The organism is Dellaglioa sp. CoH-56-MRSF-10, assembly GCF_056782175.1.
On record NZ_JBXAYF010000002.1, the window covers coordinates 292,070 to 305,613 of the forward strand.

Here is a 13,544-nt window from a genome sequence, read left to right on the forward strand (position 1 = left end):
ACTGCTATGGCAATGCACCTCCAAATTTTTTTGAGAAAAAACACAGAAAAACGGGCAACAATAATAAATTATCGCAGCCCGCTTGAAATCCATTTTAATTGGAATTTAATTTCAATAATATTCTGCCCAGAGACTCTTTGTCTCTTCAGGCGAGAAGCGGGAGCCTCTGCTTTTTCTTAACTTTTATATCATACCAACTTGAAGACTCATTGTCAAGCAAATTAAAATGAGTCTTTTTTATGCTTTACGACTATAGTTGGCAATTTCTTTTGTAATGTTGTTAATAAAATCTTCTTTTGTAAAGATATTTGAATCATCTTCACCATGTCGACGAACAGAAACTGTATTTTCAGCTACTTCATTATCACCGACAACTAAAATATAAGGTACTTTAGTAACTTGCGCTTGACGCATCTTATAACCCATCTTTTCGTTACGTTCATCAACCGTTACTCGTACACCACGAGCAACTAAGTTAGCACGTAAATCATGCGCATAATCGGCATGAAGATCGTTTTTAACAGGAATAATTGTTACCTGTTTAGGAGCCAACCAAGTTGGGAATGCTCCTTTGTACATTTCTGTTAAGTAAGCTGTAAAACGTTCCATCGTTGAAACAAGTCCACGATGAATCATAACAGGACGGTGTTCTTCACCATCATCACCGATGTATGATAATTCAAATTTTTCAGGCATCATGAAATCTAATTGAATTGTTGATAACGTTTCATCATTTCCTAACGCTGTTTTTGTTTGAACATCTAATTTAGGACCGTAAAATGCTGCTTCTCCTTCAGCTTCGTAGTAATCTAAGCCTAAATCATCCATAGCACCTTTTAACATACTTTGTGATTTTGTCCACATTTCATTATCATCAAAGTATTTCTCTGTGTTAGCTGGATCACGATAGCTCAAACGGAATGAATAGTCAGCAATCCCAAAGTCATCATAAACTTCCATCATTAAACGAAGGACGCTTTTAAATTCTTCTTGAATTTGATCAGGAGCAACGAAAGTATGACCATCATTTAATGTCATTTCACGTACACGTTGTAAACCAGAAAGTGCACCTGATTTTTCATAACGATGCATCATTCCTAATTCAGCAATTCTGATAGGAAGATCACGATATGAACGAATATGATGCTTGTAAACTTGAATATGTGAAGGACAGTTCATTGGACGTAACTCTAACTCTTCGCCATCACCCATGTCCATTGGTGGGAACATGTCTTCGCGATAATGGTCCCAATGACCAGAAGTTTTATATAAATCCAAGTTGGCTAAGATTGGTGTGTAAACATGATCATAACCATTTGAAACTTCCTTATCAACAATGTAGCGTTCAATCGTACGACGAATTGTAGCACCATTAGGTAACCAGTATGGTAATCCTGCACCAACTTTTGGATCTACAAAGAATAAATCTAAGTCATTACCAATTACTCGATGATCGCGTTCACGTGCTTCTTGACGACGAACTAATTCAGCATCTAAATCTTTTTGTTTAAAGAACGCTGTACCATAAACACGTTGTAACATCGGATTACTTGATTTACCTTGCCAATATGCACCAGCAACTGATAATAATTGGAAAATTTTAACATCAGCAGTTGAGCGTAATTGTGCGCCATCGCTTAAGTTAACGAATTCACCTTGTTTGTAAATTTCAACTTGTCCATTTTCATCAGTAGCTTCAACTACTAATTCAGCACGATATGGGTCACCAGCAAATAATTCAAGAGCTTCAGCTTTTGAAACTAATTGACGTTCAATTTTCAAATTTTCTTTAACAATTGATTTCATCTTATCTTGAATTTTCTTCAAATCATCAACGCTAACTTGTGTTTCACCATTATCTGTATCAAAATAGAAACCATTTTCAATATCAGAACTCATACCAAATTTCATACCTGGGTATAATTGTTGTAACGCATTAGCTAAAACTTGAGCAGCTGTATGCCATAAAACGATTAATCCGTCTGCAGATTCTTTAGTAACAATTTCGATAGCGCCGTCTGCCTCTAATGGACGAAGATAATCAACCAAAACACCATTGAATTTACCGGCAATTGATTTTTTAGCTAAACTAGGACTAATTGACTTTGCAACGTCTTCAGTCGTAATACCTGAATCAAACTCTTTAACTGCGCCATCTGGAAATGTAATATTTATTTTTGACATGTTAACTTCCTCCATTGTTTTAATATTTTTTGATACAAAAAAAGTCCCTAATACACAAATAAAATCGTGTATTAGGGACGTCGATTAACGTGGTTCCACCCAAATTCAAAGTTTTGCCGAAACAAAACTTTCTCCATAGATTTTAACGGATCCAATCCGACCTGATAAAAATCAGGCAACATTATGGAAGTGGTCATCACTTATTCTCTGCCAGAAAAGCTTTCAGCTATGCTTTCCCTCCCTGCGGACATAAAAAAAGAATGTAATCTTCCGTATCAATTTAATAACTATTTAACCATTTTTAGTGAAATTTAGCAACTATTATTCTTATTTAGGTCGACGATTTTTTCCAACAATCTTAACTTCTTTTGCTAAAAAGTGAATTCGTTCCATAATTCTTTTTGCCTTAAGAGGCTCGTCTTCACCCTTTTGACTAATACGTAAATGCTCATCTTCTAGTTGTTTCATCGAAAAATTAGAACTAAAGAAAGTTGGTAATTCTTCTTGCATGCGATATTGTAAAATAACACCTAAAATATCATCACGAACCCAACTAGACATTGCATCGGCACCAATATCATCAATCATTAAAATTTCAGATTTTTTAACAGCATTTAGCATGTCATAAACACGATTATCACTAATAGCATTTTTAATTTCAACTGCAAAACTAGGGAAATGCATTAAAGTCGTTTGGTATCCTCGACTTGCTAATTCATTGGCCATAGCACCTAAAAGATATGTTTTACCAACGCCAAAGCTACCATAAAAATACATTGCTTGGTGATAAGATTTAGGACTATCAACAAATGTTGTTATAAATTTTAAACTCTGGCTAAGTGCATCCCCACGTTCATCCATATCAAAGCCATTCATAGTCGCGTTTTTGATATCTTTAGACATACTCATTGATTTAACTCGCTTAGCTAATGCTCTACTTTTTTGAGCCTCGATAAAAGAATCTGTTGGTACATAGGAAACATCAATCATATGATTATTCAAAACCAATTGTGGCTTATAACCTGGTGCTATCATTCCTTTACCAAGAATAATTTTATTTTTTTCAGATAAGAATTCATACAATTTTGCATCAGCGCGTCGAATACTATCCTCTGTTAATTCAGCTTTATTTCTATCTAAAAAAGCGATGACATCTGAATCTTCATAAACTTTTCTCATTAAATCACGATAATTAACATTAGGATATCTTTCACTCAGGTTGTCCTTTTCAAGAAATTTTTTGATTTCTGTCCCTAAATCTTCCATCATTTTCCTCCTTTGGGTGCTGTTTTATTAAATTCAGCAAGTTGTCTTTTTAGTTCATCCTTATCAACTTTTACATCCACTTTTGGTGCTTGATAGTCATCTTTAGCCCAATCAGGCAATGTCTCTTTTTTAATTATTTTTCTTTGTCGTTGGTTTGACGCCTTAGTTTCAGTCTTTTTATTGTTAAATTGTCGAACCTGATTAATGGCTTCTTCAGGTGTCTTCACTTTTTGCTGTGACCAATCATTAGCCATAGTATCGACAAACGATTTATTAAGTGTTGATAAATCACGGTCAATCAAAATGTAATGAATCAGAATATTAATGACTGAATTAGAAAATATCTGTCGTTGAATAAGTTGCTGTAACAGATATGCTTCACTGTCAGTGACATATCCACCCTTGCTTTCTTTTAACGATTTCAAAAAATCAAAAGGTTTATAGGCTTCACTCGCAAGAATTAACTGCGAATCCTCTTCAGAAAAACCAACTTTTTTTAGCGTTTCAACAGATTTCATATTAACCTTTTTATTATCACTACTTGTTAAATCTTCTTGTTTTTTCAGTTTAATTTGTTGATTATATTTGTGAGCAATATGTTGCTTGAATGAATTATAATCAACTTCATTTGTTGATAAGTCAGCTGAATCTCCAATAAATTGGGCCATTTCGATTTCATCAATACCATACAAGAGATGCTCTGAAATAATTAAATCCCGCTGTTCATTGATATTATCCAAAGAAACGAAACTCTTTTCCAGTAGTTCAATAAAAAATTTAAAATCAAATGACTCAATACTACCTGACTCAACTAACTTTTTCGGTATCTTCTTGTCCGTTGAAAAAACTTTTTTACTTTCAGAAATAATATCAGGTTTATTAGACAAATGATCTTGATTAACTTGGAAAACATCTAAGAAACTTTTAGATGTTTCTTTGAAGCCATCTAATTTTAAAATTGGTAACGCAAATCGAGTGGTAATTTCTTTGTACCTACCATCACCAATCGATTCCCAGAGTAAAGTGCTTAGTAAATCATCTGTAAAAAAATCAGTTGCTTGCAAAGGTCGACGCAATTGATAGACAACAACTTTTCCTATTGCATCCTCTTTTTCAAAGCTCTTCAAAAGCCCTAAAGCTTCAAGGGCACTTCTTGCTTCATAAAACATTGCTATGTCAATATTTAGTAATGCAAGTAATTCACTATGCATCTTTCGATTAGATAATTGTGGATTTTGACCTGCCTCACCTTTCAATAGAGCAAATAGACCACTCGCAATCACACCCATAACAGGTTGATACAAGTAGTCTAGTCGTTCAATATCATCATTTGTAACTTTTTCATCCATTAAAACGACATAACCGTCTTTCGGACTCATATTTCCGCATATATCAATCATTGATTATCATTCCTTCAAATCCGGTTTATCTGTAGGTGTTTTATCACGAGCCATCATTTCATTTAATTCTTTTAAGAAAACACTCATATCTTTAAATTGGCGATAAACACTAGCAAATCTAATGTACGCAATTTCATCTACATCAGCCAATAATCCCATAACATATTCACCAATTAGTTGGCTAGAAATTTCATTTTCACCTAATGCTCTAACATTATTTTCCACTTGATCCACAAGATGAGTGATAGCTTTCATTGAAACTGGTCTTTTCTCAGCAGAACTGATAATACCTTTAAGAATCTTTTCACGATTAAATTCTTCACGTGTTCCATTTTTTTTAATAACAAGTAGTGGTGTAGCTTCAACTCGTTCAAATGTTGTGAATCTAAATTCACAATTTTCACATTCACGACGTCGTCTGATAACGCGACCTTCATCTGTTGGTCGACTGTCAACGACTCGAGAGCCATTATGTTGGCAATGTGGACATTTCATTGTGACACCTCATTATTTTTTATTTACATTATTTAACCATTAATTTGATTACTAAGCCAGTTTAGCACTTGAACCCTTGTAACGGCAACCGTTGTTGAATTATCTATTACAAAATCTGCTAAATCTTTTTTCTTTTGAATGGGCCATTGTGCTTTAACCCTTAACATCGCCTCATCTAAAGACAATTCATCCCGCTTCATTAAACGTTCTAATTGTGCTGTTTCAGGTACATAGATAACCATTACTGCATCACAAAGTAATTGGTAGTTTTGCTCAAATAATAAAGGCATATCCAAAATAATTAACTGGCTACCTAATTTTTTTTGGACTTCTATTTGTGACAAGATTTCTTTTCTAATAGCAGGAACCATAATGCCGTTCAATTTTTTTAACTCTGTTGCATCATTAAAAACTAGCTGACCTAACTCTTTTCGATTCAAATTCCCGGTTAATGATAAATATTTTTCACCAAATGTTTGAATGATTATTTTTAATGTTACAGATTCTGGTTCAACAGCTTGTCTCGCAATAACGTCTGCATCAATAACTGTGATATTTTCTTCTCTAAAAATACGACTAACTGTTGATTTACCTGTTGCTATGCCACCAGTTAGTCCAAGAATATAAGTCATTTTTAAACTTCCTTTAACGGTTGGCAATGTGGACAGTAGTGTGTCCCTCGTTGTGCCACTTTTATTTTAACAATAGGCGCTCCGCATCTAGGACATGGTTTTCCTGTTTGACCATAGACATTCAAATCAAATTGGAACAAACCCGTCTCACCAAACGCACCCGTATAGGATCTAATTGTTGTTCCACCAGCTTGTACCGCAGTGGCTAGCTCAAGAATAATATTTTTACGTAATATAGCTAATTTCCTATCAGAAATTAAATTTGCTGGCTGTTCCGGATTAATTTTACTCATCCATAAAACTTCATCAACATAAATATTTCCAAGACCAGCAACCGCTTCTTGATTTAATAACACAGGCTTGATTGCCATATGCTTACGAGATAAATATTTTTTGAAATAACTGAGCTTAAAATCATCTTCTGTCGGTTCTGGTCCTAGCTTCTTAAGTCCCGAAAGTTCACGTTCTCGACCTGTGGGGATTAGTTGCATGCGTCCAAACTTACGAACATCATTGTATCTTAAATCTTGCCCATCAGTTAAATGAAATATGACGTGGGAATGTTTTTCAATTGGTTCATCTGATCCACGGACAAAATATTTGCCTTCCATTCTTAAATGAGAAACCATTGTCATTTTACTATCAAAACGAAAAAGTAAGTATTTACCCAGTCTATCGATTGATTCAATCTTTCTACCTTCTAATTCACGCTTAAAATCTAGTACATCCCCAGATACAATTTTAGGCCATAAAACATCAATTGATTTAATTGTCTTACCTATAACTAATTGACTAAGACCTCTTCGAACCGTTTCAACTTCTGGTAATTCTGGCATATAATTACCCCCAACCACTTTTTATTTAGTATCAAACCAACTATCACCAAACGCACTCTCAACTTTTAAAGGAACCTCTAAAGAAACAGCAGCGTCCATAACTTCAGGAACTTTCTTTTGCAAGATAGCAATTTCTTCTTCAGGTGCTTCAAAAATTAATTCATCATGTACTTGTAATAACATTTTGGCTTGTAAATGTTCTTCTTCTAACATTTTGTTCATATTAATCATCGCTACTTTAATAATATCCGCAGCACTACCTTGAATTGGGGTATTCATTGCAGTTCTTTCAGCAAAAGAACGTAAATTAAAGTTTCGACTGTTAATATCTGGTAAATAACGACGACGATGGAATAATGTTTCAACATAGCCCTTATCTTTAGCTTCACGCACAACGCTTTCCATGTAGTTCTTAACGCCTGTAAATTCATTTAAATAAGTATCAATAAATGTTTGTGCTTGTTTTCTAGTAATCCCAATATTTTGTGACAATCCATAATCACTAATACCATAAACAATCCCAAAATTGACTGCCTTAGCTGTTCGACGCATATTTGACGTCACGTCATCTGGCGATTCTAAACTAAAAATTTTCATTGCTGTATTAGCATGGATATCGATTCCTTCTTTAAAAGCTTCTTGCATATTAGCATCATGCGCAATATGGGCCAAAACACGCAACTCAATTTGTGAATAGTCAGATGAGAATATTTTCCATCCCTTATGTTCAGGTATAAATGCTTGTCTAATTTTCTTACCTTCAGGAACGCGGACCGGAATATTTTGTAGATTAGGATCTACAGATGATAATCGGCCTGTCGCTGTCAGTGTTTGTAGGTATCTTGTATGAACTTTCTTATCTTCATGTCTAACTTTTAATAATCCTTCAACATACGTTGATTGAATTTTTGCAATTTGTCGATATTTTAAAATTAAATCTGCAATTGGAGCTATTGTACTAAGTTGTTCTAAAACATCAACTGCAGTTGAGTAACCTGTTTTAGTTTTTTTAACAACAGGTAATTTTAATTTTTCAAATAAAATAACGCCTAATTGTTTTGGTGAATTAATATTAAATTCTTCACCAGCTTCACTATAAATTTTAGTTTCCATATCACTTAAAATAGTTGAAAATTCCTTTTTCATAATCTTCAATCTATCGGCATCCACATTAATGCCTTGAATTTCCATCTTGGCTAATACAAGTGAAAGAGGAAGTTCCATATCCGTGTACAAATCCATTTGCTCATGATCAACTAATCCGGCCATTAATGGTTCTTTCAAAAGATTTAAGGCGTCAACTTTCGATGCCATATGACTAAAGAAAATATCATCATCTTCTGGAATTGCACGTTTAACGCCTTTACCATATACCTCTTCATCAGACTTAACGTCATAGTAATCATGTTTCTGTGCAACTTTACTAAGATCATTACTATTATCACTTGTATCTAACAAATATGAAGCCAACAAAAGATCGAATTCAGTTCCTGCAAGTTGAATGTCCAATCGGTTCAATGCTACATAATTACGTTTAAAATTAAATACATTCTTTTTAATTTTATCATTTGAAAGAATTGAAACTAAAGTTTTAGATTTTAACAAATCAACATCTCGTGTTACGAAAAATTGATTGCCATCACCTATCGCAAATCCATCAAAATCTGCTGTATGATAATTATCTTCCAACATCTCTAAATAAAAAGAAATTGGTTGTGATAATTTAGATAATTCATCTAAATTATCACTAGTTAATACTTTATAATCTGTCTTTTTAGGTTCTGGAAATAAATTCATTTCTACACTATCTGATGCTGAATTTAAATTTAATTGACTTAAAAATTTTTTAAAATCCATTTTTTCATAGAAAGCAACTAACTTATCTAAGTCTTTTCCATCCCATTTTGTATCAGGAAAATCGATTGTGATAGGTGCATCTTGTCGAATTCTGGCTAAATCTTTGCTCATAAATGCTTGATCTTTATCTTCAATTAAATGCTCTTTCATTTTACTTTTCTTTAATTGATCAATATTTTCGTAAAGATTCTCCATTGAGTCATATTCTGTTAATAATTTAATTGCAGTCTTCTCACCAACTTTAGTAACACCGGGATAATTATCTGACGTATCGCCAACTAATCCCTTCATATCAATAATTTGCAATGGTGTTAATCCAAATTTTTCCATTACATGCTCTGGTGTAAATTTTTCGATTTCACTAACGCCTTTTTTTGTGACAGAAACTGTTACTTTATCGGTTGTTAATTGTGTTAAATCTCGATCTCCAGTCACAATAGTCACATTATATCCAGCTTCTTCACCTTTTTTTGCCATTGTGCCTATAATGTCATCTGCTTCAAAATCAATTAATTCGTAAGTTTTAATGCCGTATCCTGCTAGTAATTCTCTAAAATATGGCATTTGTTCTTTTAGTTCTGGCGGTGTTTTTGATCTACCGGCCTTGTAATTATCATATTTTTTAGTTCTAAATGTTGTCTTTCCTGCATCAAATGCAACTAATACATGTGTCGGTTTTTCGGTATCTAATATGACATTCAACATATTATTAAACCCATATAATGCATTTGTATGTAACCCAGCTTGGTTTGTAAATCTATCTACAGATTGGTACAATGCAAAAAATGCACGATAGGCAATACTGTTTCCATCAATCAATAGTAGTTTCTCATTAGTATTAGTCATTTAATATCCGTCTCCTTTGAAAATCTCTATCTCTATTTTACCAAACATCAGCCGTGATTAATAATGAATACGCTAATAACTCAATAAAGTAATAAAAACCCCCAAGTTATAAATCCTTAACTTGGAGGTTTAACCTTCTTATTTATGAATTACTAATCTCTACCACCGTAACCAAAGATTTGTAAGAATGAAATGAATAAATTAATAAAATCAAGATATAACATTAGTGCACCTGTCATAGCTAAGTTAGAAACTGAAACATTGCTATCTCGTTGTAAAAATACTTGTCTTAATTTTTGTGTGTCCCACGCTGTTAAAATGGTGAAAATAATCACAGCGATATATGAGAATACGTAATTAATAAGTTCACTTTGTAAGAATAAATTTACAAATGAAGCAACAATTAGTCCAACCAAAGCTGCTAATGCCTGTGTGCCTAATTTAGTTAAATCTCGTTTAGTAACATTTCCTAAAATGGTCATCGTAACGAATACAGCCGAACTTGCGGCAAATGCAGCAATGATATTCCCGACTGAATACATTGATATAATCAACGACAACGTTACGCCCTCAAGTACAGAATACCCCATCAATAAAGCAAATGTTACAAATGGTGCCCTTGATGCCTTTACGTTAATATTTAAGACAACCACCAATTGGACAATAAATAATGCCCAAATTGACCATGAATGTTCTGCCATAAAGCCATAAACTAATTTTTGAAATACTGTCAATGTTAAAAATGCTGTGACAGCTGAAACGCCAACTGCAAGCGCCATATACCCATATAATTTTGCTAAAAAATGATTTAATCCATCTTTTTCATTAATAATAACGCTATTTTGATTATCCATCTTATTTTCCTCCTTGTTAATTAAGAAATCATGTTTAAAATATTGTGATTAATACACTAAAACCTATTACAACTAATTTAATAAAATGAAATAAGTTAGAGCAATACTACTTATTTTAATCAGAATACAACATGACTTTTAACCTCATACAGCATTAACCTTTTTAAAGGATAACCCCTTGTATGTATAAGGACAAGTGTACCAAATCATGTAAAATTATCAAGAATTTTCACTTTTCGTAAAAAAAAATTAAGTAATAAAAAAGAAATGATTCGAAAATCATTTCTTTTTCAGCAACTAATTATTTTTAAAACTTAAATTACTCAATAATTCTTCATATGCATATTCATATTTTTGGACATCTCCAGCGCCCATAAAAATAACAACTGCATTATTGTAATCAAGTAATGGCGAAAGATTATCAAGTTTGATAATCTCGCCACCCTTAACAATCTTTGCACCAAGATCTTCACTAGAAACATTACCTGATGTTTCACGAGCAGAACTGAAAATATCCGTTAAATAAACCTTATCGGCAAGATTCAAACTAATTGCAAAATCATCCATCAACGCAATAGTTCTACTAAACGTATGTGGTTGGAAGACCGCAATTAATTCTTTATCAGGATATTTTTGACGAGCAGCATCAATTGTTGCTTTAATTTCTGATGGATGATGTGCGTAATCATCAATAATTGTCATATCACCAATATACTTTTCGCTAAACCGGCGTTTAACCCCTTTAAAACTTAATAATTCACTTGCAATTTCTTCTAAATCAACTTTTTCAAAATACGAAACAGCAATAACGGCCAAACTATTTAAGATATTATGTTCACCAAAAATTGGAATTTGGTAATGACCTAATGATGTATCGTGATAATAAACATCGAATTCAGAACCTTTAGTTGTTCGTTTTATATCACGAGCTTGGAAATCATCAGAATCCTTTGTACCATAATAATAAATTGGAACATCAGCTTTTATTTTACGGAGTAAAGGATCATCTCCCCAAGCAAATATTCCTTTTTTGGTTTGTTTTGCAACTGTTTCAAATGAATCAAAAACGTCATCAATACCAGTAAAATAATCTGGATGATCAAAATCAATATTAGTCATAATTGAATAATCTGGGTGATAGGCAACAAAATGTCGACGGTATTCATCTGCTTCATAAACAAAGAATCTTGCATCAGGTTTTCCTTTACCAGTACCATCCCCAATTAAGTAACTCGTTGGTGCAATACCACTTAAGACATGTGCAAGCAATCCTGTTGTACTTGTTTTACCATGAGAGCCGGCAACACCAATACTTGTGTAACCTTCCATTAATCGACTTAACATTTCAGGATAACTGACAATATCTAATCCCATTTCACGTGCCTTTTTAAGTTCAGGATGATCCGCTGTAAATGCATTTCCCGCAATTACAGTCAAACCTTCATGGATATTTTTTTCATCAAATGAATAAACCTTAATATTAGCTAATTCTAATCCACGTTGTGTGAATGTATATTGGTCAATATCAGAGCCTTCAACCTTAAATCCTTGATCGTGTAAAATTAATGCTAAAGAACTCATCCCTGAGCCTTTTATTCCTACAAAATAATATACTTTTTGGTTATTCATCATTATCCCCTTTTCTGACATTATTCATTCATAATTTTACCATAAAATGAGTTAATATTCAGTTTGTCGTTAAAATTCTTCTCTCATCCGTCTGAGTTCATCTTCATTTAAATACACATCTCGAGGTTTCGACCCCTTAGCATGTGAGATATGTTGCTGATTTTCAAGTTCGTCAATAATATTGGCAGCTCTATTATACCCAATTGAAAAGACGCGCTGTAATTTAGAAGTTGAAATGGTTTGTTCGTGCGCAATAAAATCTAAAATACCTGGCAATAAATCATCTTGTTGTTCATTTTGATCTGCCATTTTTTTCAGTCCATCTGGATTAAATGCATATCTTGGCTTTCCTTGAGTTCTAACAAAATCTGTAATTAAATCTACTTCATCTTCTATATACGTTCCTTGTAACCTAACAGCCTGACTTGATCCATTACCTAGATAGAGCATATCGCCTCGTCCAAGTAATTTTTCAGCACCGGCCGTATCCAAGATAGTTCTCGAGTCAATTTGACTAGAAACCATAAATGCAATTCGAGTTGGAATATTATTTTTAATTGTACCCGTAACAACATCAACACTTGGTCGTTGTGTAGCCAGAATTAAATGAATTCCTGCTGCTCTAGCTTTTTGTGTAATTCTTGCAATATATTCTTGAACTTCATTTGAAGCAACCATCATTAAATCAGCTAATTCATCAATAATAATTAAAATATACGGCATCTTTAGGCCAAAATCGCCATTAGCTTCTGCTTTTTGATTAAAGTTACCAATATTTTTAGCTCCAGCTGCAGCTAATTTTTGATAGCGTTCTTCCATTTCATCAACAGCCCATTTCAAAGCTGCCGAAGCTGCTTTTGCATCTGATATAACAGGTGCTAATAAATGAGGAATATCATGATATGGCGCTAATTCGACAGCTTTAGGATCAATCAATAACAATTTAACTTCGTTTGGTGTTGCCTTATATAAAATAGAAACTAATAAACTATTGATAAAAACTGACTTACCAGACCCTGTAGCACCAGCAATTAATCCATGCGGCATTTTTTGTAAGTTAGTTACTTGTGCTTCACCAAATAAATCGACACCTAACGCCACCGTCAATGGTGATTTATTTTCTATAAACACTGGAGATCTCAATACTTCCGAGAGAAGGACTGGTCTTGATTTTAAATTAGGTATTTCAATTCCAACACTACTACGTCCAGGAATTGGCGCCTCTACACGGATATCTTTTGCAGCAAGCGCTAGTTTCAAGTCATCAACAAGGTTGGTAATCTTACTTACCTTAACACCAGCAGCTAATGATACTTCAAATTGGGTCACCGTTGGCCCAACTGTCCAGCCATCAACTTCTGCATTAACATGGAATGCTTCCAATGTATTATTTAATACATCAATTTGAGAAAGTACCCAATCATCTAATTCACCAGCATTTTCTAAAATAGGATCTGGTAATAAATCAAGTGATGGAAATTGATAACTTGCATCTGACCTTTTGACTTCTTCATCTGACTGATTATCATAATAGCTATCTTGTAC

General features: G+C 33.4%; 10 protein-coding genes and 1 other annotated feature. All 10 genes read right to left on the minus strand.

The annotated features are described in order from the left end of the window. Window positions 1-40: 40 nt before the first annotated feature. Window positions 41-178 (minus strand) — a sequence feature (ribosomal protein L20 leader region). Between the two features lie 59 nt (window positions 179-237). Next, window positions 238-2,184 (minus strand): threonine--tRNA ligase, encoded by a 1,947-nt coding sequence (gene thrS / locus AC1RP4_RS03290; protein ID WP_481761202.1) that lies wholly within the window; start codon window positions 2,182-2,184, stop codon window positions 238-240. Window positions 2,185-2,511: 327 nt separating this feature from the next. Beyond that, entirely contained in the window at window positions 2,512-3,450 is a 939-nt protein-coding gene (gene dnaI, locus AC1RP4_RS03295; RefSeq protein WP_409022691.1) for a primosomal protein DnaI, read from the minus strand. After that, entirely contained in the window at window positions 3,450-4,850 is a 1,401-nt protein-coding gene (locus AC1RP4_RS03300) for a replication initiation and membrane attachment family protein (protein ID WP_481762173.1), read from the minus strand. The genes dnaI and AC1RP4_RS03300 overlap by 1 nt, the downstream gene beginning before the upstream one ends. Before the next feature lie 6 nt (window positions 4,851-4,856). Further along, the gene (gene nrdR / locus AC1RP4_RS03305; protein ID WP_409022693.1) at window positions 4,857-5,345 is read right to left on the minus strand and encodes a transcriptional regulator NrdR; all 489 of its coding nucleotides are present in this window, start codon (window positions 5,343-5,345) and stop codon (window positions 4,857-4,859) included. Window positions 5,346-5,377: 32 nt separating this feature from the next. Beyond that, window positions 5,378-5,977: a dephospho-CoA kinase gene (coaE, locus tag AC1RP4_RS03310; protein ID WP_481761200.1), complete on the minus strand. Its 600-nt coding sequence runs from the start codon at window positions 5,975-5,977 to the stop codon at window positions 5,378-5,380. 2 nt (window positions 5,978-5,979) lie between these two features. Then, window positions 5,980-6,813, minus strand: coding sequence for a DNA-formamidopyrimidine glycosylase (gene mutM / locus AC1RP4_RS03315; protein WP_481761199.1), 834 nt, complete (start codon window positions 6,811-6,813; stop codon window positions 5,980-5,982). Between the two features lie 21 nt (window positions 6,814-6,834). Beyond that, window positions 6,835-9,516 carry a DNA polymerase I gene (polA, locus tag AC1RP4_RS03320; protein ID WP_481761198.1) on the minus strand — a complete coding sequence of 894 codons (2,682 nt, stop codon included), beginning with the start codon at window positions 9,514-9,516 and terminating at the stop codon, window positions 6,835-6,837. Window positions 9,517-9,668: 152 nt separating this feature from the next. Beyond that, window positions 9,669-10,370 carry a Bax inhibitor-1/YccA family protein gene (locus AC1RP4_RS03325; RefSeq protein ID WP_481761197.1) on the minus strand — a complete coding sequence of 234 codons (702 nt, stop codon included), beginning with the start codon at window positions 10,368-10,370 and terminating at the stop codon, window positions 9,669-9,671. A 297-nt stretch (window positions 10,371-10,667) separates the two neighbouring features. Beyond that, window positions 10,668-11,999 carry a UDP-N-acetylmuramate--L-alanine ligase gene (gene murC, locus AC1RP4_RS03330; RefSeq protein WP_481761401.1) on the minus strand — a complete coding sequence of 444 codons (1,332 nt, stop codon included), beginning with the start codon at window positions 11,997-11,999 and terminating at the stop codon, window positions 10,668-10,670. Window positions 12,000-12,068: 69 nt separating this feature from the next. After that, window positions 12,069-13,544: DNA translocase FtsK (locus tag AC1RP4_RS03335; RefSeq protein ID WP_481762406.1), on the minus strand; the 1,476-nt coding region annotated here is incomplete at its 5' end.

What these genes read in the sequence shown, in the direction of transcription:
- thrS (WP_481761202.1), bottom strand. Translation starts at nt 2,184, where the DNA reads ATGTCAAAAATAAATATTACATTTCCAGATGGCGCAGTTAAAGAGTTT.
- dnaI (WP_409022691.1), bottom strand. Translation starts at nt 3,450, where the DNA reads ATGGAAGATTTAGGGACAGAAATCAAAAAATTTCTTGAAAAGGACAAC.
- AC1RP4_RS03300 (WP_481762173.1), bottom strand. Translation starts at nt 4,850, where the DNA reads ATGATTGATATATGCGGAAATATGAGTCCGAAAGACGGTTATGTCGTT.
- nrdR (WP_409022693.1), bottom strand. Translation starts at nt 5,345, where the DNA reads ATGAAATGTCCACATTGCCAACATAATGGCTCTCGAGTCGTTGACAGT.
- coaE (WP_481761200.1), bottom strand. Translation starts at nt 5,977, where the DNA reads ATGACTTATATTCTTGGACTAACTGGTGGCATAGCAACAGGTAAATCA.
- mutM (WP_481761199.1), bottom strand. Translation starts at nt 6,813, where the DNA reads ATGCCAGAATTACCAGAAGTTGAAACGGTTCGAAGAGGTCTTAGTCAA.
- polA (WP_481761198.1), bottom strand. Translation starts at nt 9,516, where the DNA reads ATGACTAATACTAATGAGAAACTACTATTGATTGATGGAAACAGTATT.
- AC1RP4_RS03325 (WP_481761197.1), bottom strand. Translation starts at nt 10,370, where the DNA reads ATGGATAATCAAAATAGCGTTATTATTAATGAAAAAGATGGATTAAAT.
- murC (WP_481761401.1), bottom strand. Translation starts at nt 11,999, where the DNA reads ATGAATAACCAAAAAGTATATTATTTTGTAGGAATAAAAGGCTCAGGG.